The organism is Kineococcus sp. AC630 (assembly GCF_979255925.1).
Genome location: NZ_CEEDMJ010000035.1, coordinates 1 through 23,410 on the forward strand (window position 1 = coordinate 1; position 23,410 = coordinate 23,410).

General features: G+C 69.1%; 26 protein-coding genes. 15 read left to right on the plus strand and 11 right to left on the minus strand.

The genetic code is table 11. From position 1 onward, the window contains the following. From AC0I8G_RS23935 to AC0I8G_RS23955, 5 genes are all read left to right on the plus strand, one after another. Nucleotides 1-1,015 (plus strand): GMC family oxidoreductase (locus tag AC0I8G_RS23935; protein WP_471732182.1); only part of this gene is annotated, 1,015 nt, incomplete at its 5' end. Nucleotides 1,016-1,115: 100 nt separating this feature from the next. Then, a complete protein-coding gene (locus tag AC0I8G_RS23940; RefSeq protein ID WP_471732183.1) occupies nucleotides 1,116-2,405 on the plus strand; it encodes a flavin-containing monooxygenase in 1,290 nt (429 codons plus the stop codon). After that, entirely contained in the window at nucleotides 2,405-2,827 is a 423-nt protein-coding gene (locus tag AC0I8G_RS23945; protein ID WP_471732184.1) for a RidA family protein, read from the plus strand. The genes AC0I8G_RS23940 and AC0I8G_RS23945 overlap by 1 nt, the downstream gene beginning before the upstream one ends. Continuing rightward, nucleotides 2,824-3,498 carry a DUF1028 domain-containing protein gene (locus AC0I8G_RS23950; RefSeq protein ID WP_471732185.1) on the plus strand — a complete coding sequence of 225 codons (675 nt, stop codon included), beginning with the start codon at nucleotides 2,824-2,826 and terminating at the stop codon, nucleotides 3,496-3,498. Before AC0I8G_RS23945 ends, AC0I8G_RS23950 begins: the two co-directional genes overlap by 4 nt. Continuing rightward, a complete protein-coding gene (locus tag AC0I8G_RS23955) occupies nucleotides 3,495-4,628 on the plus strand; it encodes an amidohydrolase (RefSeq protein WP_471732186.1) in 1,134 nt (377 codons plus the stop codon). Before AC0I8G_RS23950 ends, AC0I8G_RS23955 begins: the two co-directional genes overlap by 4 nt. 56 nt (nucleotides 4,629-4,684) lie before the next feature. Here the strand turns inward: AC0I8G_RS23955 and AC0I8G_RS23960 are convergent, their stop codons facing one another. Together AC0I8G_RS23960 and AC0I8G_RS23965 are read right to left on the minus strand one after the other, a co-directional pair. Next, the gene (locus tag AC0I8G_RS23960; protein ID WP_471732187.1) at nucleotides 4,685-6,019 is read right to left on the minus strand and encodes an LLM class flavin-dependent oxidoreductase; all 1,335 of its coding nucleotides are present in this window, start codon (nucleotides 6,017-6,019) and stop codon (nucleotides 4,685-4,687) included. 68 nt (nucleotides 6,020-6,087) lie between these two features. Then, on the minus strand, nucleotides 6,088-6,885 hold the full coding sequence (locus tag AC0I8G_RS23965; RefSeq protein ID WP_471732188.1) for an IclR family transcriptional regulator: 798 nt from the start codon (nucleotides 6,883-6,885) through the stop codon (nucleotides 6,088-6,090). 278 nt (nucleotides 6,886-7,163) lie between these two features. Here AC0I8G_RS23965 and AC0I8G_RS23970 point away from each other — a divergent pair, with 278 nt between their 5' ends. From AC0I8G_RS23970 to AC0I8G_RS24000, 7 genes are all read left to right on the plus strand, one after another. Next, entirely contained in the window at nucleotides 7,164-8,075 is a 912-nt protein-coding gene (locus tag AC0I8G_RS23970) for an ABC transporter substrate-binding protein (RefSeq protein ID WP_471732189.1), read from the plus strand. Next, nucleotides 8,072-8,983 carry an amino acid ABC transporter permease gene (locus AC0I8G_RS23975; RefSeq protein WP_471732190.1) on the plus strand — a complete coding sequence of 304 codons (912 nt, stop codon included), beginning with the start codon at nucleotides 8,072-8,074 and terminating at the stop codon, nucleotides 8,981-8,983. The genes AC0I8G_RS23970 and AC0I8G_RS23975 overlap by 4 nt, the downstream gene beginning before the upstream one ends. Continuing rightward, nucleotides 8,980-9,759 (plus strand): amino acid ABC transporter ATP-binding protein, encoded by a 780-nt coding sequence (locus AC0I8G_RS23980; protein ID WP_471732191.1) that lies wholly within the window; start codon nucleotides 8,980-8,982, stop codon nucleotides 9,757-9,759. The genes AC0I8G_RS23975 and AC0I8G_RS23980 overlap by 4 nt, the downstream gene beginning before the upstream one ends. Beyond that, nucleotides 9,756-11,123, plus strand: coding sequence for an FAD-binding oxidoreductase (locus AC0I8G_RS23985; RefSeq protein ID WP_471732192.1), 1,368 nt, complete (start codon nucleotides 9,756-9,758; stop codon nucleotides 11,121-11,123). The genes AC0I8G_RS23980 and AC0I8G_RS23985 overlap by 4 nt, the downstream gene beginning before the upstream one ends. Next, nucleotides 11,120-12,358 (plus strand): alpha-hydroxy acid oxidase, encoded by a 1,239-nt coding sequence (locus AC0I8G_RS23990; protein WP_471732193.1) that lies wholly within the window; start codon nucleotides 11,120-11,122, stop codon nucleotides 12,356-12,358. The genes AC0I8G_RS23985 and AC0I8G_RS23990 overlap by 4 nt, the downstream gene beginning before the upstream one ends. A gap of 10 nt (nucleotides 12,359-12,368) precedes the next feature. Beyond that, complete coding sequence (locus AC0I8G_RS23995) at nucleotides 12,369-13,427, plus strand: aminotransferase class I/II-fold pyridoxal phosphate-dependent enzyme (protein WP_471732194.1); 1,059 nt, start codon at nucleotides 12,369-12,371, stop codon at nucleotides 13,425-13,427. A gap of 66 nt (nucleotides 13,428-13,493) precedes the next feature. Beyond that, nucleotides 13,494-13,742 (plus strand): hypothetical protein, encoded by a 249-nt coding sequence (locus AC0I8G_RS24000; RefSeq protein ID WP_471732195.1) that lies wholly within the window; start codon nucleotides 13,494-13,496, stop codon nucleotides 13,740-13,742. Nucleotides 13,743-13,781: 39 nt separating this feature from the next. Here the strand turns inward: AC0I8G_RS24000 and AC0I8G_RS24005 are convergent, their stop codons facing one another. The 7 genes from AC0I8G_RS24005 to AC0I8G_RS24035 all read right to left on the minus strand — a co-directional run bounded on the left by AC0I8G_RS24005 (nucleotide 13,782) and on the right by AC0I8G_RS24035 (nucleotide 19,557). Then, nucleotides 13,782-13,955: a hypothetical protein gene (locus AC0I8G_RS24005; RefSeq protein WP_471732196.1), complete on the minus strand. Its 174-nt coding sequence runs from the start codon at nucleotides 13,953-13,955 to the stop codon at nucleotides 13,782-13,784. Nucleotides 13,956-14,855: 900 nt separating this feature from the next. Further along, nucleotides 14,856-16,049, minus strand: a complete 1,194-nt coding sequence (locus AC0I8G_RS24010; RefSeq protein ID WP_471732197.1) for a PDDEXK nuclease domain-containing protein — start codon at nucleotides 16,047-16,049, stop codon at nucleotides 14,856-14,858. Further along, a complete protein-coding gene (locus AC0I8G_RS24015) occupies nucleotides 16,015-16,266 on the minus strand; it encodes a hypothetical protein (protein WP_471732198.1) in 252 nt (83 codons plus the stop codon). Before AC0I8G_RS24015 ends, AC0I8G_RS24010 begins: the two co-directional genes overlap by 35 nt. An 89-nt stretch (nucleotides 16,267-16,355) precedes the next feature. Continuing rightward, nucleotides 16,356-17,582 (minus strand): ATP-binding protein, encoded by a 1,227-nt coding sequence (locus tag AC0I8G_RS24020; RefSeq protein WP_471732199.1) that lies wholly within the window; start codon nucleotides 17,580-17,582, stop codon nucleotides 16,356-16,358. A 147-nt stretch (nucleotides 17,583-17,729) separates the two neighbouring features. Beyond that, on the minus strand, nucleotides 17,730-18,101 hold the full coding sequence (locus AC0I8G_RS24025) for a hypothetical protein (protein WP_471732200.1): 372 nt from the start codon (nucleotides 18,099-18,101) through the stop codon (nucleotides 17,730-17,732). A 198-nt stretch (nucleotides 18,102-18,299) separates the two neighbouring features. Next, nucleotides 18,300-18,842 (minus strand): hypothetical protein, encoded by a 543-nt coding sequence (locus tag AC0I8G_RS24030; protein WP_471732201.1) that lies wholly within the window; start codon nucleotides 18,840-18,842, stop codon nucleotides 18,300-18,302. 382 nt (nucleotides 18,843-19,224) lie between these two features. Then, nucleotides 19,225-19,557 (minus strand): histone-like nucleoid-structuring protein Lsr2, encoded by a 333-nt coding sequence (locus AC0I8G_RS24035; RefSeq protein ID WP_471732202.1) that lies wholly within the window; start codon nucleotides 19,555-19,557, stop codon nucleotides 19,225-19,227. Between the two features lie 216 nt (nucleotides 19,558-19,773). On the opposite strand from AC0I8G_RS24035, the gene AC0I8G_RS24040 reads away from it, so the two are divergent. The 3 genes from AC0I8G_RS24040 (at nucleotide 19,774) to AC0I8G_RS24050 (ending at nucleotide 21,285) form a co-directional block, all read left to right on the plus strand. Continuing rightward, nucleotides 19,774-20,082, plus strand: a complete 309-nt coding sequence (locus AC0I8G_RS24040; RefSeq protein WP_471732203.1) for a hypothetical protein — start codon at nucleotides 19,774-19,776, stop codon at nucleotides 20,080-20,082. Between the two features lie 400 nt (nucleotides 20,083-20,482). Continuing rightward, nucleotides 20,483-20,701: a hypothetical protein gene (locus AC0I8G_RS24045; RefSeq protein WP_471732204.1), complete on the plus strand. Its 219-nt coding sequence runs from the start codon at nucleotides 20,483-20,485 to the stop codon at nucleotides 20,699-20,701. A 134-nt stretch (nucleotides 20,702-20,835) separates the two neighbouring features. Continuing rightward, nucleotides 20,836-21,285, plus strand: a complete 450-nt coding sequence (locus tag AC0I8G_RS24050) for a hypothetical protein (protein WP_471732205.1) — start codon at nucleotides 20,836-20,838, stop codon at nucleotides 21,283-21,285. Between the two features lie 390 nt (nucleotides 21,286-21,675). On the opposite strand, the gene AC0I8G_RS24055 is transcribed toward AC0I8G_RS24050, so the two are convergent. Both AC0I8G_RS24055 and AC0I8G_RS24060 read right to left on the minus strand, forming a co-directional pair. Then, nucleotides 21,676-22,422, minus strand: a complete 747-nt coding sequence (locus AC0I8G_RS24055) for a potassium channel family protein (RefSeq protein ID WP_471732206.1) — start codon at nucleotides 22,420-22,422, stop codon at nucleotides 21,676-21,678. A 65-nt stretch (nucleotides 22,423-22,487) separates the two neighbouring features. After that, on the minus strand, nucleotides 22,488-23,360 hold the full coding sequence (locus AC0I8G_RS24060; RefSeq protein ID WP_471732207.1) for a GmrSD restriction endonuclease domain-containing protein: 873 nt from the start codon (nucleotides 23,358-23,360) through the stop codon (nucleotides 22,488-22,490). Nucleotides 23,361-23,410: the final 50 nt, after the last annotated feature.

Sequence of the window (23,410 nt, forward strand, 5' to 3'; positions counted from 1 at the left end):
GGCGACCGGCGTGCGGTCCTCAGCCTCGGTGGCCTACCTGCACCCCGTGCTGGGCCGGCCGAACCTGCACGTCGTCCTGGGCCGGCGCGCGGTGCACCTCGCGGTGGCCGACGGCCGCGTCAGCGAGGTCGTGACGCTTCGCGATGACGGGATCGAGGAACGCTTCTCCGCAACCCGCGAGGTGGTCCTCAGCTCCGGTGCCATCGACACCCCGCGGTTGCTGATGCTGTCCGGAATCGGCCCCAAGGACGTCCTCACCGATGCCGGTATCCCCGTGGTCCTCGACCTACCGGGCGTGGGGGAGAACCTGCAGGACCACGCCGAAGGAATCACGATCTTCGAAGTCGACCTCGACATCCCCGACGTCCGCGCCACCGACTGGGACGCGGGCGTCCTGACCACCGTCGACGACGGGGCCGACCGCCCCGACGTCCTCATGCACCTGCCCGTCACCACCGTCGGCGATCACGTCGAGGCGCAGGGGGTGGCACTGCCCACCCGCAACGTCTCGATGGCCTCGAACGTCGCCAAACCCCGCAGCCGCGGCCGGGTCTGGATCGACTCCGCCGACCCGGGCGCGCCGCCCCGGATCGACTACCGCTACTTCACCGACCCCGACGGGCACGACGAGCGCATGCTCGTCGCCGGGGTGCGCCTCGCCCGGCGCGTCGCAGCCGCCGAACCCTTGGCTGGGCACGTGCTGCGTGAGGTGTTCCCCGGACCCGACGTGCAGAGCGACGAGGAGATCTCCCGCCGCGAACGTGCCGTGCACCAGACGGTCTACCACGTCTCGGGCACCTGCAAGATGGGTCTGCCCGAGGACCCGCGCAGCGTCGTGGACCCCTCGCTGCGGCTCATCGGGCTGGAGAACCTCTCCATCGTCGACGCGTCGGTGTTCCCGACCCTGACCGCCGTGAACCCGGTGGGAACCGTGATGGTCCTCGCCGAGCGGGCGGCCGATCTCCTCCGTCCGCATCTGAACCGCCGATGCGCCGCAGGTGAAACACCTGTTTGAACGCTGCTGCCGTCTGGATCAGGATGACGGCGTCGACCCACTCCCACTCGACCCACTTCCATTCGACCTACACCGCATGACCCACTGAACGGAGTTCGGCGTGCCCACCGAAGAGATTGAGGTCCTCGTCGTCGGCGCGGGACAGGCGGGGATCGCCATGAGCGAGCACCTCGGCGCCCGCGGGATCCCGCACCTGGTGCTCGAACGCGACCGCATCGCCGAGAAGTGGCGCACCGGGCGCTGGGACTCCCTCGTGGCCAACGGACCCGCCTGGCACGACCGCTTCCCCGGTCTGGAGTTCGACCAGCTGTTCCCCGACGTCGGCCCCGACGGGTTCGCGACCAAGGACCAGGTCGTGCAGTACCTGGCCACCTACGCCGAGAGGATCGAGGCCCCGATCCGTGCGGGCGTCGAGGTCCACGCTGTGGTGAAGAACTCCGGCCGCCCCGGGTTCACCGTCGAGACGTCGCAGGGCGTGGTCCACGCGCGTTACGTCGTGGCCGCGACCGGTGCGTTCCAGACGCCGGTCATCCCGCCGATCGTGACCGCCGACGCGGGCATCGAGCAGATCCACTCCAGCTCCTACCGCAACCCGCAGCAATTGCCCGCGGGCGCCGTCCTCGTGGTCGGGGCGGGGTCGTCGGGCGTGCAGATCGCCGACGAGCTGCAGCGCTCGGGCCGTCAGGTGCACCTGTCCGTCGGACCGCACGACCGTCCGCCGCGCAGCTACCGCGGCCGGGACTTCTGCTGGTGGCTCGGGGTCCTAGGCAAGTGGGAGATGGCCACCCCGCCGGCCGGTGCCGAGCACGTCACCATCGCCGTCAGCGGCGCGCGCGGCGGGCACACCGTGGACTTCCGCGAGCTCGCGGCGAACGGGATGCGCCTGGTGGGGCGCACACAGTCCTACGCCGACGGCGTCATGCGTTTCAGGAGCGACCTGCGGCACAACATCGAGAGTGGTGACGCGAACCTGCTCCAGCTGCTGGCCGAGGCCGACGCCTACGTCGAGCGGAACGGTTTGGACCTGCCGACTGAACCCGAAGCCGGAGTCCTCGGACCGTTGCCGGTGGATGTGCAGACGCCGATCACCGAACTCGACCTGGCCGCCGCGGGCGTCACCACCATCGTGTGGGCGACCGGCTTCGTCTCCGACTACCGATGGCTGCCCGCCGGCGCGCTCGACGAGAACGGCCGGCCGAAGCACTCGCGCGGTGTGTCGGCCGAAGGCGGCGTCTACTTCCTCGGCCTGCCGTGGCAGTCCCGCCGCGGATCCAGCTTCATCTGGGGGGTGTGGCACGACGCGGCCTACCTCGCCGAGAGCATCTCCATCCAGCGCAGCTACCTCCCGCCGACCTTCAGCCCCACCCTCACCACCAGCGGAGCACTCTGATGCCCACCCACACCCGCATCCGCCCCTTCAACACCCAGGACACCTACCCCGAGCAAAACCTCGACAACGACCTGTGCCAGGCCGTCGTTGCGAACGGGGTCGTGTACCTGCGTGGGCAGATCGGCCAGGACCTCGACACGCGCGAGTCGGTCGGCGTCGGCGACGTGGAGGCGCAGACGGAGAAGGCCATGGCCAACATCGCCATGCTCATGGAGGAGGCCGGCGGTTCAATCGCCGACGTCGTCAAGGTGACGGTGTACCTCGTCGACGTCCGTTACCGCGAGGTCGTGTACCGGACCATGGGCCGCTGGCTCAAGGGCGTCTTCCCGGTGTCGACGGGCATCGTCGTGCACTCCCTGGCCCGGCCGGAGTGGCTCGTCGAGATCGACGCCACCGCGGTGCTCTCCGGGAACGCGCAGTGACGTTCTCGCTGGTCGTGCGCGAGGAGGCGACCGGTGCCTTCGGCTCGATCATCAGCTCCTCCTCCCCGGCCGTGGCCGCGCGGTGCGTGCACCTGCGCGACGGTGTCGGTGGAGTCCACTCGCAGAACGTGACCGACCCCCGGCTCGGGCCGAAGCTGCTCGACCTCCTCGAGCAGGGCAGACCCGCAGCCGACGCGCTGGCCCGACTGCTCGCCACCGAGACGAGCGCCGAGTGGCGCCAGCTGCTCGTCGTCGACGCCGCGGGAAGGACCGCGATCCACTCCGGTGGTCGGGCCCTGGGGATCGTGGGCGAGCACGCGGCGCCGAACGCGGTGGCAGCCGGGAACATGCTGGCCACCCCGGAGGTGCCGCAACGCCTCCTCGAGGGTTTCCTCACCGCGCAGGGTTCCCTGGAGCGCCGCCTGCTGGCGGCGTACGAGGCCGCGATGGCCGAGGGTGGCGAAGCCGGCCCGGTGCACTCGGCCGGGTTGTCCGTCATGAACGGCTCCGGCTGGCGCGTCAGCGACCTGCGGGTCGACTGGAGCGATCACCCCTTCGAGGACCTCGCCGACCTGCTCGACGTCTGGGAACCCCAGCGCGACGACTACGTCACCCGCGGACTGAACCCCGACGCGGCCCCCGGCTACGGGGTGGCCGGGGACGAGCGGTGAGTAGCGCCAAGGACGCCGCTGCGCAGGCCGTGGAACGGGCGATGCCCGCGCTCATCGACCTGGCGCAGCGGCTGCACGCCCACCCCGAGGTCGGCTGGGCCGAGCACCAGGCGTCCGTGTGGGTCGCCGCGGAGCTGGCCGATGCGGGGTTCTCCGCGACGACGGGCGCCTTCGACCTGCCGACGGCCGTGTTCGCCACCGCGGGAACAGGATCGCGGCGCATCGGGGTCGTCGCCGAGTACGACGCGCTACCCGGCCTCGGACACGCCTGCGGGCACAACCTCATCTCCGCGACCGCCGTCGGCACCGCCCGGGCCCTGGCCGCCGTCGCCGACGACCTCGACCTCACGATCGAGGTCTACGGCACCCCGGCCGAGGAGGGCGGCGGCGGCAAGATCGAGATGCTCGAGCGCGGTGCGTTCACCGGCCTCGACCTCGCCCTCATGGCGCACCCGGCCCCGGCCGACGTCGCCCGCGCCGAACCCTTCGCCGTCGCCCACTCCCACGTGGAGTACCGCGGCAAGTCCGCCCACGCCGGCGCCTACCCCGACCAGGGCGTCAACGCCAACGACGCGTTCGTCGTCGCCCAGGTCGCGATCGGGTTGCTGCGCCAGCAGTTGAGCACCGGCTCCCGGGTGCACGGCATCGTGACCAACGGCGGGCAGGCGCCTAACGCGATCCCCGACCGCACCGAGGGCCGCTGGTACGTGCGCGCGGAGTCCCTGGCCGATCTCGCCGTCCTCGAGGAGCGGGTGAACCGCTGCTTCGAGGCCGGGGCGCTGGCCTCCGGGGCGAGCCTGACCATCACCCCTGAGAGCAAGCCCTACTCGGAGTTCCGCACCGACGAGGCGGCCCTGGCCGCCTACGAGGCCAACGCGACCGCCCTGGGACGGCCGTCGGTCACCGGCGGGGGCGTGGCCCGCATGAACCGCGCCTCGACCGACATGGCCAACGTCAGTCAGGTCGTGCGGGCCATCCACCCCTACGTGCGCGTCGACAGCCACGGCGCGGCCAACCACCAGCCGGAGTTCGCCGCCGCGTGCGTCGGGGCGTCGGCGGACGCGATGGTCCACGACGCCGCGACGGCGCTGGCGTGGACCGTCATCGACGTCTTCGGCCCGCTGCCCTGACGACGGGGCGACGGCCACGGCCTGGTCCGTCGTCGACCCGATCGGTCCGTGAGGGGTCAGGCGGTCGCGTACCGGTTCGCCGGCCGGGCCAACCCGAGGTTCTCCCGCATCGTCCGGCCCGGCCAGTCGCGCCGCACGAGACCGCGGTCCTGCAGGATCGGCACCACCTGCTCGACGAAGTCGTGGATGTCGCGCGGGGCGTGCTGGAACGTCAGCATGAAACCGTCGGAGCCCCCCGACCGCACCCAGTCCGTCAGGAAGTCCGCGACCTGCACCGCGGTCCCGGTCATCGCCGCTGAACTGCGGGTGTACCGCATCGCCACTTCCCGGAGGGTGATCCCGGAGCGGATGAGACCGGCGATCTCCTCGAAGTAGACCCGGTGGTGGTTCGCGCTCGCGGGGATCCTCTCCAGCGGGACGGGTTCGTCCAGCGGCAGGTCGAACAGGTCCGTCTCGAGGTCGTTGACCAGCGCGATGAGCCGGGCCTCGATGGGGACCAGCGCCTCCATCTCGGCCCTCTTCTCGGCGGCGTGCGCCTCGGACTCGCCGATGACGGCGGAGAACCCCGAGAGCACCTTCAGCTGGTCGGGTCCACGGCCGAAGCGTGGCATCCGTCCCTTGAGGTCGTCGTAGAACTCCTTCGCCTCGCCCAGGTCGGTCCCGGTGCCGAACACGATCTCGGCGGTCTCCGCCGCGAACTCCTTCCCGGGCTCCGAGGCCCCGGCCTGGATGATCACCGGGTGGCCCTGCGGGGACCGGGCGACGTTGATCCCGCCGTGCACCCGGAAGAACTCGCCGTCGTGGGAGACCGGGTGCTGCTTGGTCTTGTCGAAGAGCCGCGCACCGGGTTTGTCGTAGACGAAGGCGTCGTCCTCCCAGGTGTCCCAGTAGGCCTTGACGACCTGCAGCGATTCCCGCGCCTTGGCGTAGCGCTCGGCGTGCGGCGGCAACCGGTCGAGGCCGAAGTTCTTGGCCGCATAGTCGTTGGCCGACGTGACGACGTTCCACGCGGCACGACCGCCGGAGATGTGGTCGAGGGAAGCGAACTGCCGGGCGATGTTGAACGGTTCGAAGAAGCTCGAGGAGACGGTGGCACCCAGGCCGATGTGCTCGGTCGCCATGGCCACGGCCGAGAGCAGCGTCATGGGTTCGAGGGCGTTCATGTACAGCGGCGACTGGGCCCAGGCGTCCAGGTTCTCCGTCCGGACCGCGGGGGTGTCGGCGATGAAGAACAGGTCGAACATCCCGCGTTCCAGCAGCTGGGCCGCCTCGACGTAGTACCGGACGTCCGTGGGGTGGGAGGGCCGGGAGTCGGGGTGTCGCCATGAGGACTTCGAGTGACCGTGCGGCTGGAACAGGGCGCTGAGGACCATCTGTCGGGTGCTGCTCACGTCTCGGACCTCCGTGTCGTGGGGCCGTGCGAGGTTTCGCGCGGTGGGTTCTGCCGGCTCGTCGGACCTCACGGGGGAGGCCGGCCGTCGAGGCGTCGCGACAACGCTCGCGCCGTCTGGATCACCCCGTGCGACAGCGTCTCGAGGGCCGCGTCGGACGCGTCGGCGCTGGGCAACGAGACGGTCACGCTCGCCATCGGCAGTCCGTCCCGGTCCACCGCGGCGGCGGCGATGCAGGTGATGCCGCTCGTCACCGCCCCGGCTTCGATGGTGTGGCCGCGCTTCCGGTCGGCCCGCAGCAGGTGCAGGAGTTCGGCCGGCGTCCGGGGGCCGAGTCCCGTGCGGTCGACGAAGCTCCCGGGCGGTGCGAACAGCGCCTCGACCTGGTGGTCGGGCAGCAGGGCGAGCAGGCTGCGCCCCGACGCGGTCAGGTGCGCCGGCAACCGGACGCCGACGGCGGTCACGAGCTCCGTCCGCCGTCGGGGGCCGTCCTCCTTGAGCAGGTAGAGGATCTCGTTGCCGCGCAGGATGCCGAGCTGCGCGGTGACCTCGGCGCGCCGGGCGAGCCGGCTCAGCAGGGGCCGGGCGAGGTTCTCCAGCGGCTGCTGGCGCAGGTAGGCCGATCCGAACTCGAAGACACCGACCCCGAGGGCGTAGGCGCGCAGTTCCGGCAGGTGGACGACGACACCCTCGTCGACGAGGACCTGCAGCAGTTGGTAGGTGCTGCTGCGCGGGGTCCCCAGCGCCTGGGCGATCTCCCCGGCGGTGAGCGCGCTCGTGCTTGACGCGAGGACGCGCAGGGCGGCGATGGCGTTGCGGGCCGCGGGGACACGCGGGCCGAGCAACGGTGTGGCCGTGTCCGACATCTCAGATCCTCTCCGCCCGGCCCCGCCCGGGACCCGGGGCGTGTGGAACTCGCGGTCCTCCGGGCGGGGATACCGTTCTCGCAGGTCGGGCCGGGTACGGCGACCGGCTGCGGTCCCGGTGCGCTCGGACGCTAGTTCGCGGGTCGACGTTCGCGCCACAGGCGAAACGAGAACTTCATACGCGCGAAACACGAGATCCGTACCGTTCGCTGCGACCCCCCCGGTTCGCCCGCACCGAGCGGATGCACGTACCGGACCCCCTCGTGGTTGGAGAACTCATGGCTCGCAGCGTCACCCGTCGTGGCCTCGCCGCCGCCGTCGTCCTCGTCAGCGCCACCTCGCTCGTCCTCGCGGGTTGCGGTGGGGACGACTCCGAGGCCGCGACCACCGGGTCCTCGGCGGCCGACACCTCCGCCCCGCTGTACGCCTCGTTGCCCGCCGACGTGCAGAAGGCCGGCAAGCTGACGGTCGCGACGAGCGTGGGGTACCCGCCCTTCGAGCAGTACGACACCGACGGCAAGACCATCGTCGGGATCGACGCCGACATCGCGAAGGCGCTCGGCGAACAGCTCGGGGTCCCCCTGGAACTGCAGGACACCAAGTTCGACGGCATCATCCCCGGGCTCGCCGCGGGTCGCTACGACATGGCGATGTCGGGCATGTCCGACACGGCGGAACGTCAGCAGCAGGTGAGCTTCGTCGACTACTTCGCCGCGGGTCCGGGCATCCTCACCACACCGGCCAAGGCCGCTGAGTACACCGGCCTCGACGCCCTCTGTGGGGTGGCCGTCGCCGTCAGCAGCGGGACCGTGAACGCCGACGACGCGGCGGCCCAGAGCACGAAGTGCGAGGCCGAGGGCAAGGCCCCGATCGAGGTCACCACCTACGGTGCCGACTCCGAGTCGATCCAGGCCCTGAAGACCGGACGCGCCGACGTGTTCCTCGTCGACTCCTCCTCGGGGGCGACGGTCGCCGCGCAGTCCGACGGCGCCTTCGTCATGGGGCCGAAGTACCAGGAGATCCCGTTCGGCATCGTCGTGCCGAAGGGCTCCACCGAACTTATCACGGCGATCCAGAAGGCCATGCAGGCCCTCAAGACCGACGGGACCTACACTAAGGTCCTGGCTGACTGGGACCAGCCGCAGGGTGAGCTCGACGCGATCACCGTGAACGGCAGCGCGGTCTCGTGACCGGCTCCACCGGGGTGAGGACCCGGGACGAGATCAGCTCCGAGGAACTCCCGGTGGTTCCCTTGCGTCACGGCGGTCGCTGGGTCGCCGCAGCGGCGATCGCGGTCGTGGTCGTCTGGGTGGTCGGGTCGATGGTCTCCAACGAGCGGTTCCAGTGGGACGTCGTCGGGGAGTTCCTCTTCAGCGAGCAGATCCTGCGCGGTCTGCTCAACACGATTCTGCTGACCGCGGTGTCCATGGCGCTGGCGATCGTGCTGGGGACGGTGGTGGCGATTGGGCGCATGTCCGAGAACCCCGTCGTCGCCCGTGGTGCCTGGGTGTACGCGTGGATCTTCCGGGGGACCCCGGCGATCGTGCAGTTGCTCTTCTGGTTCTTCCTCGCGGCCCTGGTCCCGGTCCTGGGGTTCGGTGTCCCGTTCGGCCCGACGTTCTTCCAGGTCGACACGAACTCCGTCATCAGCGCCTTCACCGCGGCCATCCTGGGCCTGGGTCTCAACGAGGCCGCCTACATGTCCGAGATCGTCCGCTCCGGACTGCTCAGCGTTCCGGCCGGACAGCGCGAGGCGGCCAAGGCGATCGGGATGACCTCGGGTCAGTCGATGCGCCGGGTCGTGCTGCCGCAGGCCCTGCGCATCATCGTCCCGCCCACCGGGAACGAGATCATCGGCATGCTGAAGACGTCGTCGTTGGTGATCGTCATCGGGTTCTCCGAACTCATGACGAGCGCGTCGCAGATCTACTCGCGCAACTACCAGACCATCCCGTTGCTCGTCGTCGCGGCGGTCTGGTACCTGGTGCTGACCGCGGTGCTCAGCGTCGGGCAGTTCTACCTGGAACGCCGGTTGGGTCGTGGGCTGCGCGCGGGCGTCGGCGCCTGTCCCGCCCCTGTCGTGGAGGTCGCGAAGTGAGCAGCACCGTCGCCGAACCGCTCCTGAGCGCGCGGGCCGTCTCGAAGTCCTTCGGCCACCACCAGGTCCTGCACGACGTCTCCATGACGGTGGCCCCGGGCGAGGTGACCTGCATTATCGGTCCCTCGGGTTCGGGGAAGTCGACGTTCCTGCGCTGCATCAACCACCTCGAGAAGGTCGACGGCGGTCAGTTGTGGGTCGACGGGGAGCGCGTCGGCTACCGCCGTCGCGGGGACAAGCTGTACGAGCTGCGCGAGAGCGAGACGGCGAGACGTCGCGCGGACATCGGCATGGTGTTCCAGGCGTTCAACCTCTTCGCGCACAGGACCGCGCTGGAGAACGTCATCGAGGGGCCGGTCGTCGTGCGGCGGCGGGGCCGTCGCAACGCCACCGAACGGGCGCTGCAGCTGCTCGACAGGGTGGGGCTGGCCGACCGGGCCGGGCACTACCCCTCGCAGCTCTCCGGCGGCCAGCAGCAGCGGGTGGCGATCGCCCGGGCGCTGGCGATGGAACCCAAGCTCATGCTCTTCGACGAACCGACGTCCGCGCTGGACCCGGAACTGGTCGGGGAGGTCCTCGAGGTCATGAAGGACCTGGCTCGCGACGGGATGACGATGATCGTCGTCACCCACGAGATGGGCTTCGCCCGCGAGGTCGTCGACGTCGTGCACTTCATGGCGGACGGCCGACTCGTGGAGTCCGCCCCGCCCGCGCGACTGTTCGGCGACCCGCAGCACGAGCGCACCCGCGGGTTCCTGTCCAAGGTGCTGGCGTGAACGTCGTCGAGCAGTTGCAGGACCTCCTGGGGGACCGGGTCCGCACCGATCTGGCGACGAGGGAACGGCGGGCCCACGACTGGTCCCACCACGGGTGGGAACCACCCGACGTCGTGGTGTCCTGCCGCGGTACCGAGGACGTCGCGACGGTGCTGCGCCTCGCGCACGCCTCCGGGACGCCCGTGGTGCCGATCGCCGGGGGCACCGGGCTCGAGGGCGGTGCGAACTCCTCGAAGGGTTCGATCGCCCTCGACCTCTCGACGATGGACCGCATCCTCGACATCTCCGAACCCGACCTCGACGCCACCGTCCAGGCCGGCGTCATGAAGTCGGCCCTGAACGCCGCGCTCGCCGAGCACGGTCTGGTCTTCCCCGTCGGGCCGGGGGTCGACGCCAGTGTCGGCGGGATGGCCTCCACCGGGGCCAGCGGCACCACGGCCGTGCGCTACGGAACTCTCAAGGACAACGTCCTCGGGCTCACCGTGGTGCTCGCCGACGGCCGGGTCGTGAAGACGGGGGGCAGGTCGCGGAAGTCCTCCGCGGGCTACGACCTCACGCGGTTGTTCGTCGGGGCCGAGGGGACCCTCGGCGTGCTGACGGAACTCACCGTGAAGGTCCGCGGGATCCCCGCCGCTGCGGCCGCCGCCATCTGCGGTTTCGCGGAGCTGGGGGCCGCGGCCCGCGTCGTCCAGGTGGCGTTGAAGTCCGGGGTGCCGATCTCGCGCGTGGAACTGCTCGACGAGACCACCGTCGACGCGGTGAACCGTCACGCCGGGCTCACCCTTCCCGTCGTCCCCACCCTGCTGTTCGAGTTCGAGGGCAGCAGTCCCCGGGTCGTGCGCGAGCAGGCCGCCGAGATCGAGGCCATCGCGGCTGAACTCGGGTCCATCGGTTTCGAGGTCGCCGACGACCCCGCGGGGATGGCCCGGTTGTGGCAGGCCCGGCACGACGCCCTGCCCGCCTACTGCGCCCTCGTCCCCGGGTCGGTGACCTGGTCGACGGACGTCTGCGTCCCGGTGTCGCGCCTCGCGGAGTGCATCACGCTCACCGCGCAGGACACCTCTGACGCGGGTGTGCTCGCCCCGATCGTGGGCCACGTCGGCGACGGGAACTTCCACCTGGCCTTCGTCCTCGTCCCCGGTGACGACGAGGCGTACGCGAAGGCCTCGGCCGTCAACGAACGCCTCGTCCGGCGGGCACTGGACATGGGCGGGACCTGCACCGGCGAGCACGGCATCGGCACCGGCAAGGTGCACTCCCTGGCCCAGGAGCACCCCACCGGGGTCCCGGTGATGGCCCTGCTCAAGAACGCACTGGACCCCACGGGGATCCTCAACCCCGGGAAGGTCCTGGCGGCCGGGTGAAGTTCCACGAGGTCCGCGACCTGGTCCGGCTCGCAGCCCCACCCCTCGACCGGCGCGCCCGGGTCCTCGCCGCGGCGTGGACCGTGGAGGACTTCCGGCGGGCCGCACGCCGGGCTCTGCCGCGCTCGGTGTTCGACTACGTCGACGGTGGTGCGGACGAGGAGGAGAGCCTCCGCGGCAACGTCGAGGCGTTCCGTCGGTGGCGGTTCGTCCCGAACTCCCTCGTGGACGTCTCGGCACCCGACCTCCGCACCCGGGTCCTCGGCCGTCCGGTGGCGGCGCCGCTGGGTCTGGCCCCCACGGGGTACACCCGGATGATCTCGCCGCTGGGGGAACCGGCCGTCGCCGCGGCGGCCGCGGCGGCCGGTCTGCCCTACGTGCTGTCCACCATGGCGACGACGTCGCTCGAGGACCTCGCCGCGGAGACGCCCTCCCTCGACCGGTGGTTCCAGCTCTACGTATGGAAGGACCGGACGCTGACCGAGCAGCTGGTCCACCGCGCCGAGGAGGCGGGCTACGGCGTCCTCGAGGTGGCCGTCGACACAGCCGTCCCGGGGTACCGGGTGCGTGACGTGCGGAGCGGTCTCACCATCCCCCCGGCCTTGACCCTGTCCAGCCTGGTGGACATCGGAACCCGTCCGGGCTACTGGACGGGCGTGCTGCGCCACGACTCGCTGACCTTCGCGAACGTGAGTCCCGGGGTCGGGGGAACCGCGGGGTGCACGATCGAGGACATCACCGCGCAGTTCGACGCCGCCGTCACCTGGGACGACGTCGCCCGCATCCGAGAGCTGTGGTCGGGAAAGCTCGTGATCAAGGGAACGGTGGGACCCCGCGACGCGGTTCGGGCCCGCGACCTCGGCGTCGACGGCGTCCACCTGTCCAACCACGGCGGCCGTCAGCTCGACCGGGCCGTGGCCCCCGTCGACCTCGTCGCCCCGGTGCGGTCGGTGGTCGGCGAGGACTTCGGTGTCCTCGTCGACTCCGGCGTCCGACACGGTGCCGACATCGCGACCGCCATCGCGCTGGGGGCCGACGCGTGCTTCGTGGGCCGGCCCTACCTGTGGGCGCTGGCCGCAGCAGGTGAGGACGGTGTGTCCCGCGTGCTCCAGCTGCTGCTCGAGCAGTTCCGTCGCACCCTGCAGCTCCTCGGGGTCACGTCGGTCGCGCAGCTGCGCCGCGAAGGGCCCGACCTGCTCGTCCACGCCGGATCCGGCGACACTGCGAAACCTTGAGAGCCGAGAGATGACCTCCCTGCCCGCCGCCCGTCCCCGCATCGCCGCCCTGCCGACGTACTCCCGCGCGGCGGGAGCCGGGGCCGTCCGCTGGCGCGCGTCCTCCAACGAGTCGACCGTCCCGCCGTCGCCGGCCATCCTCGAGGCCATCGCGCGGACCGGTGCTCGTGCGCACCTCTACCCCACGCTCACCGGTGACGACCTGGTTACCGCGATCAGGGGTCGGCTGGGGGTGTCGGACGAGCAGGTCGTGGTCGGCGGCGGGTCGCTGGCCCTGCTGCAACTCGCGCTCACCGCCTACACCGGGCCGGGGACGGAGGTCGTGCTGGCCTGGCGGAGCTACGAGGCGTACCCGATCCTCGTCGGCATCGCTGACGCCGAGGCCGTCCGGGTTCCTCTCGACGCCGACCACCGGCACGACGTGGAGGCGATGCTCGCGGCGATCACCCCCCGCACGTCCGCGGTCATCGTGTGCGACCCGAACAACCCCACCGGCACGACGCTGGCCCCGGACCGTCTGCGCACGGTGATCGAGGGTGTCCCGGAGCACGTCCTGGTCCTGCTCGACCAGGCCTACCAGGAGTTCGACGAGAACTCCGTCGACGTCGCGGACCTCGTACGCCGGCACCCGAACGTCCTCGTCTTCCGGACGTTCTCCAAGGCGTACGGGCTGGCCGGGCTGCGTGCCGGGTACGTCGTGGGGTCGGAGGAGACCTTGCGGGCCGTGCGGGCGAGCGCCCCGCCCTTCGGTCTGAACGCCATCGCCGAGGCCGCCGCGCTGGCGGCCTGGTCGGACGAGGCGCACACGGCGGAGATCGTGCGCAGCGTCACCGCGAGTCGCGAGGCGTTCCGCGCGGGGTTGGCCGGCCTGGGCCTCGCGACGCCGGACGCGCGCGGGAACTTCGTCTGGCTGCCCGTGGGGGAACGTGCCGTGGATCTCGAACAGCTGTGCGTCGCTCGAGGGGTGTCCGTCAGAGCTTTCCCCGGTGAGGGCGTCCGTGTCACGGTCGGGAACCTCGAGGCGGAGGTCGAGGTGCTCGCCGCCGTCGCGGAGTTGCTGGCCCGGTAGCCAGTGTTGTGGACCGGCTTCTTGTCCTCGATCTTGTTGCGCTGGGGGGTTCAAGAGAGATCCTTGGTGAGCCTGGACGCTACGATGACCTACCACCTGGTGGGGGAGGAGAGCCGGTACAGCGCTGTTGATCGAGGTGCGGCAGCTGCTGTGGAGGCGCTACGCATGCCGCACGTGGGTCTGGACTCGGAAGGGGAGCACCTGCTCGAGCTGTCACCGGGTGAGTTGGTGCGCCGCTATGCGGACTGGAGCGTGGCCTACTGCCGCGAGCAGCAGACCCAGCTAAACTTCTTCAAGTGGTCTCGGGATCACTGAGCCATTGTCAGTAGCGCGGTGATGACGCCGGAAGTTACGTCACGACCCGGATGACTCCTCAGGCGCAGCTGGGGTCAGTAGGTCCGGGGCCTGGTCGGCGACCACGTCGAGGGCTTCGTGCAGGTAGCGGTATGCGGTGGACAGGCTGACGAAGTTGTCGACGGCGAGGTCAGCAATTGCGGCGTGCTGGCGCATGAACCGCAGCAGCAGCACGCTTGGGCGAAGCAGCCCAGGACTTCTCGGCCGCGGCGGGTGCCGATCACGGCGCGGTGGATCAGTAGCAGGCCGGCGATGCGCTGGTCGAGGGAGCGTGGGACCTCGAGAGTGGCACGATATGAAGGCACGCGGGGTCCAGGTGGGTACAGCGGAAAGGCTTGGTCGCCTCCATCGTCGCCGACCAGATCCTGTGTGCTCCAGTACCTTCGGCGCGCTGGCCGTCTGCCCCCTCACTTCGCCGGAAGAGATCATCTCAGCGCACCCGGGGAAGCAGTTGTTCCTATCGTGACGACCAGGCAGACTGTGGAGCATGCCCGTCTACACCGGCTCCTACCCACCTCAACTCTGGAGCACCCATCGATGGCGTTGTTACGTCTGCGGGGTTGGTGGTCCAGACGTCGAGACGCAGGATGAGGCTGAGCAGGGTCGTCTCGCTCACGAGCAGGAGCGCCACCCCGAGTGGGTCACGGACGACGTCTCTTCTGACTCCAGCTGCGCACCTGAGGAGTCATCCGGGTCGTGACGTACTTCCCGGAGTCATCACCGCGCTACTGACAAAGGCTCAGCGAATGAGAGGTCCTCTCAGGAGTAACTGTTGTGGCCGTCGAGACCTACCGATCCACGCGAGACACGAGACGCGATTGCAACTGCAACAACTCGACGGTTAAGGACATCGACGGGGAACGACTACGGGAAGGCCTCACGGCTCACGTGCTACGTCAACGCGGTGCGTTCGGCCTACAAGGCCTGCGCCTGCTGCACTGGGTTGACCAGGACGGCTCGGAACTCCGCCTGTGCCGTCATGTCCACCGAGACCTGCGAGTCCTCGATGGGCAGAACGTTCAGCAGCCAGCTGCGCCTCAGGAATCCTCGACGTCGTTGGTTTAGTCGTTGGTCTCATCGTCGATGAGTCCGTCGGCTTCGGTGATTTGTTGGACGGTTTCGTCGAGGAGGGCTTGGAGTTGGGCGCTGTCGGGTAGTGCGTCTCGAGCTTCGGGGGGGAGGGTGTCGTAGGTGTAGTCGGCGACGGCTGGGGGGGGTGGTGGTGCTGGAGAGGGCGTAGCGCACGATCTGCTCGCTGCGTCCGGCGACGAGGAGGATGCCGATGGTGGGGGCGTGGATGGTGTTGTCGCGGACGAGGTCGTCGACCATGGCGACGTGGGTGCCGAGTTGTCCGACCATGCCGGCTTGGAAGGGGGTGACCTTCAGTTCGACGACGACGTAGCGCAGTTGGGTGAGGTGGAAGAGGAGTAGGTCAACGATGAGTTCTTCGCTCTCGGCACCGTTGCCGAGGGTGAAGCGGACCCGACGCCCCACGAAGGCCATGCCGTGACCGAAAGCGGTGAGGGTTGCTGGCAGCTTGTCCATCAGCGCTTGCTCGAGGCGTTTCTCACTGACGGGGCCGGTGAGGGCGAGGTGGTCGAAGACGTAGGGATCGCGGGTCAGGGCTTGGGCGAGGTCGGAATCGGGTGGGGGGAGGGTGACAGCGAAGTTGGAGGGGGCGGCGCCGCTGCGGGTGTGCAGGCGGGACATGATCTGGTGCTGCAGGACGTTGCTGGACCAGCGTTGCTGCACGGCGTGGGTGGCGTAGCAGGTGCGCAGCTGCTGGTCGTCGAGTCGGGTGATGAGGGTGGTGACGTGGCTCCAGGTCAATTCTGCAGACGGACTCTGCAGAAAGTCGCTCTCCTTGGGCCAGGCGGCGGCGACGGCGCGCATGTAGGGCAGGTTGCGCACGGAGAAGCCGCGGAGGTCGGGGAAGGCGTCGCGCAGGTCGGCGGCGAGGCGGTCGATGACCTTCCCACCCCAACCGGCGTGGTCTTGGCGCTCGAGGATGTCGCGGCCGATGGAGTAGTACAGGCGTAGGAGTTCGGTGTTGGCGGCGCGCGGCGCAGCGCACCAGGGTGGTGCCCCAGTCGACCTCCAGCCACAGCGACTACGTTCAGCGTCCCCGCAGATCGCGGGGGTGCAGAAAGCTCCCGTCGATGACGAAGATGTTTCGCGCGCGGCCTGCTGCTGTTTGGGGAGGTCGACGGTATCGGTGCGGGCGCCGGTGGAACTACTCGGCCGGGGGGATGTCGATGAGTTCTTCAACGGTGCTGGTGGTGCGGCGGATGAGGCGCCACGTCACGTTGGGGCTGCCGAAGCGGAAGGCGGTCAGTCGTTCCTCTGCTTCGGCGCGGGTGATGCCCTGATTGAAGCGGACCCAGAGGCCGTTGCGTTCACCGATGACGTCCCACTCCTCGGCGTGGACGTGCTGCAGTTCAGGGGTATCGGTGGCTCGGGGGTCTCTCGGTGGTTTGCGGTCCACAGTCAGCTCCTTGTTTCCTCGTCTCTGCGTTCGTGATGCAGGGTTCTCGCTGCCACGTTTCGGTAATCGGTGCAAGCCTCATGGGTGGGTCAGCGGGGGCGTCGGGTGCGTAGTGGGGGGACGTCGAGGGTGGGGATGGCGCGCAGGAGGAAGCGGTCGAAGTGGGGGACGGTGAAGGAGGCGTAGCCGTGTTGGGGGGTCCAGAGCAGGCCCATGTTGATGAGTTCGGCGCGGGTGGGGCCGAGGTTGGTGGAGGCGCGGCCCATGAGGTCGGCGACGTCGGCGGCTTTCTGGGGGGTGGGGCCGAGTTGGGCCATGGCGCGTAGGTAGGCGCGTTGGAGGTCGGTGGTGCGATCGAGGCGGACGCGGAAGAAGGAGGCGTCGAGTTTGGCTTCGTAGGCGGGGATCGCGGCGTGGACGTCGTCGAGGGTGATTTCTGGTCCGGGTGCGACGGTCCAGACGGCGTAGCCGAGTTCCTGGATGAAGTAGGGGTAGCCGCCGGTGATGGTGACGGCTTCGGTGAGGGCGTCGGGGTGGTAGGTGACGTCTTCCTCGGCGGCGGGCCGGGCGAGGGCGAGCTTGGCGTCGTGGGGGTCGAGGTTGCCGATGCCGGGGAATTTGAAGAGGCGTTCGGCGTAGGACTTCGCGTCCCCGGCGAGTTCGGCGATCTGAGGGAGGCCGGCGCCGACGAGGGTGATGGGTAGTTTGCGTTGGACCATCTTGTGCAGGGCTTGGATGAGGGCTTCGAGTTGGGTCTTGCTGAGGAACTGCACTTCGTCGAAGAGCAGGACCACGCCGCGTTCTTGTTCTTTGGCGGCTTCGCCCAGGGCGAGGAAGACGTCGGTGAGGTCCATGGCGAGGTCGGCGTGGTCGGCGTGGCCTTCGGCGGCTTCGACGTCCATCCCTGCACTGAGCGAGCCGGTGAGGGTGCCGGAGGGGTCGATGGAGAGGCTGAAGGACTTCAGGACCGCGGCGGCGTGGCGCAGGCGGTCGGTCCAGCGAACTCGTGGGGAGAGCTGGAGCAGGGCGGTGCGCAGGCGGGAGGAGATGTCGCGGCGGAAGTCGGCTTCGTCGTGCTTGCTCACTTCTTGCTCGACGACGACCCATTCCTGCTCGAGGGCTTTGGTGCGGAACTGCCCCAGCAGGACGGTCTTGCCGACTCCGCGCAGCCCAGTGATGATCATGGATTGTTCGGTGCGGCCGCGGGTGAGTCGGGCCAGGAGCAGGTCGAAGGAGGCGAGTTGGTCGTCGCGTCCGACGATGGCTTCGGGTTCGGCGCCGGCGTTGGGGGTGTAGGGGTTGGTCAAGGCCCTCATGGGGTGAGCTTAGCGGTCTTATCCCACTTTATCTAGGGTAGGTAAAGCAAGATAAGGCGGCTAAAGCCTGCTGTCGGGGACTCAGGTCTCAGGAGCCCGTCGCTGCCATAGATGCTGTAGTGCTGCAGCGCTCTGGAGGGTGTGCAGTCAGGCGGCTTGGGTTTCGCGGGTGTGGATGAGGCCAGCGGCTTCGAAGAGGGGAGCGAGGTCGAGGTCGCAGGCGTCGCAGAGGTGGTGCAGGTCGGTGAGGAGCTCGACGAGGGCTTGGTGCATGTCGTCGGCGTCGCTGTGGCTGATCTGGCCGTGGCGGTGGAGGGCTTCGGCGGCGTAGGTGGCGCGGTGGGCATTGCTTTGGCGGGCTTGGGCATGGCGGGTGGCGGGGTGCTCGGTGTCAGTGACGTCGTAGCCGGGGTCGCCGTAGCCGTAGCCGGTGTTACTGCGGCCGCTGATTCCTGTGCCGGCGCCGGCACGAGGGTTGGCGTCGTCGGCGCTGGCGGGCTGGTGGCTGGCCTGGGTCATGGCGGGTCCTCCGGTGCGGGGAGTCCAAGGGGGTGGGGCGAGATGTGGGGGGTGCACGAGTGACGTGAGTCGCGCTTACGGGCCTAGGCGCCCTGCCGGCCGCGGCGTCTTCGCTGAAGCGGACTCGGTGCTGTTGCACTTGTGAAGCCCAGTAGCCGGAGTTGGCTGAGCTGCCGGGGGTGGTCTTGAGCTGAGGTGTCAGCTGGTGGGGTGCTGGGTGACGATCAGAGTGAGGTGGGGACCGCTGTAGCTGAGCCCGCTAGGAGCAGCTTCGGCGGCAGGTCCGGCAGGGGAGGCTTCGCGGCTGGGCGCGGGTACCAGGTGCAGCCCGTCGTGGCGCTGACTCGCGGGCTGACCTGCGGGGGGTCGGGCGAGGCCGGCGAGATGGCCGCTGCCTACGGGCGAACCGGACCCGGAGCAGGGGACGGTTTCGCTGACGATGCTGATGACCGGTGCAGACGGCTGAGCAGCCTGAAATTGAGCGGCACGCAGTTGGCGGTCCGTGACCTGCGCATTCTGCAGTGCAGCCGCCTCGAGATGGGTGGCCGATCCTGCGGCGTAGCCGGCGAGGTAGCCGAAGAGCGCGGCGGCGGGGACCGCGGCCAGGAGCAGGACGGCGCGTTCGCTGGGCTTGGCGTGGGCGAGCAGCGGGACGAGGGTGAGGGTGGCGAAGGAGGCCAGACCAACCGTGGTGGCGCGGCGTGCATCGATGCGGCTGCCGCGGGTGATGATGCGGGGCACGTCGTGACTCCTGCCTGCTCCCGGTACCAGCTGCACCTCCCCAGCCCGAGATCGAACCCGGTGAGTCAGCGAGCTGTCGCCTTTGCTGTGGACTGAGCCTGCCACACGGCGACGCTGAGAGCACGGGCTACGGTGCAGGGGCTAGGACCTGAGCTCGCGGGCCCAGTTCCGAGAGCAATCGTGTCGTCGCTGACGAAGCCCCCTCATCGGTGATCAGTTCATCGATCACGTCCATCGAACGAGGTCCCGATCACAGACCCGGCCGGTCGCCCCCATCGTCTGCTCTCCCGGGTCGGCCAGCTCCACACCTCCAGCGCGCCCGGACCGTCAAACCCACCGGCGCTCGCAGGCGGGGACTGGCTGGGACTGGACCGCCCTGGGGTTAGTGGGCATCTTCGTAGGCGCGCAGGACGGTCAGGCTGATGCGGCCGCTGGCAGGAACGCTGTGGCCGTTGTCCAAGGCCCAGGCGCGGATGATGCGGTGATCAGGGGTGAGGGTGGTGCGTTTGTAGTTGTCGCGGTGTCCGATGGTCTGCTTCCCGGTGCGGCGGGCGTGCTGGATGAACACGTTGAGACCGGCGCGGAGTTGGTGGGCGTGGTCGGTGCTGAGGTCGATCTCGTAGCTGTCGCCTTCGAGGGTGAAGGCGATGCGTTCGGTGGCGGGGCTGGTGCCGTCGACGTCGTCGATCAGTTGCGTGGTGGTGCGGGTGGCCATGTGCGCATGATGACAGATGCTCAAAGCATTGAAGGTGCTCAGAGTATTGAAGGCTGGCGCCAGTAGCTAACTTTTTTCAGATCCGCGACGAATTCGAATCAGGTTGTTTGATTGATTGCGATTGTGATTGACTCGTTAAGAATGGGAGTGAGTGTCGGCAGGGAACGATATGGTCCTTAGATCGTGTTGTCCCGGTGTCTGCCGACTGGAGTTGCCATGACCGTCCCGCCGTCGTTGTCTCAGCTCGAGGCTCGCCACGCCGTCCAGGCCACCCGCGCCGCGCTGGATCGTCTGCGAGCAGTCATCCCGGTCCTCGAGGAGCTCGCCGTGCGCCTGCCCACGTTGACGGTCGACGGCGCTGAATCGACGCCGGCCTCAGACCTGGCCGCGTTCGCCGCTGCGCAGGTGCAGCAAGAAATGTTGAACGCAAACTTGCCTGCACTGGTCGCGGCGTGCGCACGCCTCGACGTCGCACTCTGGTCCGACGCTCGCGAGACAAAGGCCAAGGTTCAAGACTGGATCTAGCCTCGATCTCCTCACGGAGAGCCTGACCAGGGATGCTGACACGGGTCGTAAATGTGGCGAAGTGCCTGCTCTGCAGGTGATCATGCTGCTTGTGAAGGCAGATAGCCACCACGCAGAGAGGCACTTCGTGAGTGAAGACTGAATCCCGCCCCACCACCTGACCACGGCTGCGGACGGCGACTCTCTGATCTCCTCCGCCGGCGCAGCACTCCTGGTCGACACCGCCTGCCTCGCAGGTTTGGACACCGCCCTGAGCTGGGCCCTGACTCTCTGGTGCGGGCGTGATGCGTGAGCACTGACTTGTCTTGCTGATGGTTGGCTCCCGCGCTTGCCGTCGCGGTTGGGTTCGTGCGGCACCCGTGGTGATGAAAATGACCGGGAGTAGTGGGATCGTGGGGCTATGAGTGATGAGTTGAACGGTTCAGGGCAGGGGCACGATGCGGCTACGGCTGCGAGGGAGGCCGCGGACAGCCTGAAGAGCGTCGCTGCGGCCCTGGAAGGGTTGGGAGCTGATGTGGGGGTGGACCTGCCGAATGTTCTGGCGGACTTGGCGCGGTCTGAAGAGATGATGCGCAGGTTGGAGCGCGACCTGCGGTCTGATGAGAACACGAGAAACTGATGTTCCCATTTGATCCAAAACGCCAGTAGACGGGAGCAGTAACCTCACTGCGGGACAACCGGTTGAGGTGAGGTTCTTCGAGTGGGCGGTCGGGTGGGGGTACGCCGGGTTCGCTAGGGGCCCGCCAGGTGCGGGTGAGGTTCGCGCGCCAGCGCAGAGCTCGTCTGTTTGGGACCGGTTTTCAGCTGGGAACCTGGAACTTCTGCGCCATCGCCACAGTCGCAGCCCTACTCGTCGCTCTCGTCCTGATCCAGCAGGCAACCGCCCTGCGCGAGCACGGCCGACTGGGGAGTGCCGTCATCACCGACTACAACGGTAAGTGGTTCGACGCCGACCTGCAATTGCCTGACGGCAAGACGATGCACGCCAGCGACCTCGAGCGCGCCAACTTCAACATCGCACCCACCGTAGGTCCACGGTTCCTCACCCTCTACGACCCCGACGACCCCGACGACCCGAGCAATCTGGTCGACGCCGACAGCGCTCCGGACTGGACGTCAGCAACGCTCTGCACGCTGCTGAGAGTCGTCTTCGCCGGCATGACCGTGGCGGCAGCACGCGGCGCCTTCAACCGAAAGACCTGACTTCCACGGGGAGGTCACGGTCACGGTGCAACCGGGCGAGAACACCGACGCTCACGATCCGCAGAACAGGTGATAAACAGACACGGCTACTCAGGACCCGCTGACACCGCTCCTGCGATCATCGTGAGTGTGAAACGCACCGCCCTCGCCCTGCTCACGGTGGCAGCACTCACCGGACCGGCGCTCGCAGGGTGTGCCTCACCGGAGCGGGTCGGGAAACGTGAAGCACGTATTGCGGCTGACGACATCGCCGACCAGCTCGAACGTGACCTCGGCCGCGGCGTCGGCGTGGAGCGTTCTCATTGCGCAGCAACAGGTCAGGTCGAAGGAGAAGTAAGACAGGGCCGGGAGGTAGCCGGTAAGTCTGCTCATCGTTGCGTTGAGCAGTAACTACAGACTGGGTGGGGTGTCGGATTTCTCGCGTTGTGCCTGCAGCTCCGCCCGTAGCTGGCGCACCTCGAGGGTGAGCGCGTTGACGTCGGCGCGGGTCGCGGCGGTGCTCTGTTCCTGCTCCTCGCTGACGCGTTCGATCAGCCAGGACGCCAGGGAGGCGGTGACCACCCCGAGCAGGGCGATCCCCGCGAGCATGAGTCCGACCGCGACCAGGCGTCCGGTGCCGGTGACGGGGTAGCGATCGCCGTAGCCGACGGTGGTGATGGTGGTCAGGACCCACCAGCAGGCGTCGGGAAAAGTGGTGATGGTGGCGTCTGGGGTGCCGCGTTCGGCGTCGAGCACGGCGAGGGCTGCGCAGAAGCCGACGAGGGCGGTGGCGGTGGCGACGTAGATGCTGACCCGCCCGCGCAGGGAGGTGCCACCGGTGCGGTTGAGGACTTGCAGGACGGTAATGAGTCGCAGCAGGCGCAAGGGACGCAGGGCGGGCAGGGCCAGCAAGGCCAAGTCCAGGGGGTGGGTCCAGATGAAGTGCAGCCGGCGTGGGGAATGGAACAACCGCCAGGCGTAGTCCAGGGCGAACAGCGCCCACACGGCGGCGGAGACGAGCGTGCAGCTGGTGCGCGCGGCAGGGTTGAGGTCGGGATTGAGGATGGGCAGAGCGTAGGAGAGGAGCCAGGCCAGTGCAGCGACGCTAAGGGTGAGCGAGCGCAGTCGAGGTCGATGGGCACGGCGGGCGCCGACCACGTCAGCGTCAGAGTCAGGGCCAGAGTCAGGGCCAGAGCGGTCACCGGCCCGGCTGGAGGTGGGACTCACTCGCACACCTGGCCGTCGTGATCCGCATCTCGGTAGAAGGCGTACTCCGGGTCCTGGCCTTCGACGTAAGGGCCGTAGCCGGCGGCCTTCGCGGCCTTGCAGGTGCCCATATCGGGATCGGTGCCAGCGTCTGCCTGCGTGGGTGCGGGTACCGGCGCCGGGTCTGGAGCAGCGGCGCTCGCAGGCGGCGGGACAGGAGCAGGAGCGGGAACCGGTGGGGGAGCAGGCGCCGCGGACTGACTGACCGCTGCACCGGCACCGGCACCGGCACCGGCACTGCCGCCACTGCTCGCGCTCGCGGCCGGGTCGATGGGCAGGACCTCGCCGGGGCATGACGCGAGGACCCCGGCGATGGCGTCGTGCTCCGCGGCGGTCACCCACAGCCCCCACGTGGCCTTCAGCCCGACCTGGCGGGCGACGTAGGCGCAGCGGTAGGTCTTGTTCGGAGGCAGCCAGGTCGCGGCGTCACCGTCGCTCTTCTGCCCGTTTAACGGCCCGTCCACCGCCAGCAGCTCCAGACCGTCGTTGGCGAACGTGACGCGCTTGGCTGCGTCCCACTGCTGCGCGCCCTTCTGCCAGGCGTCGGAGAGGGCGACGACGTGGTCGATCTGCACCGCGGAGGAGGTGTCCTGCCCGCGGGTGAAGGCGATGGTCTTGCCGCTGTAAGGATCGGCCAGGGTGCCGGTGGCGACGACGCAGTCGCGGGTGCCGGGCTTGAACGTCTCGCCCGTGAGGTCGCGGGCGAGGACGTCGTTGCGGGAGTCGCAGCCGTTGCGGTCGGTGTCGACCCACCCGTCGCTGAACTGCTCACGGCTGTACCCGGTCTTCGGGGCCCGGCCCTTCACCTCCAGCCTCGCCAGCACCGCCACCGCCGTCTGACCCTGTGCACCACCCGCCGCAGCTCCCGCACCACCGCCAC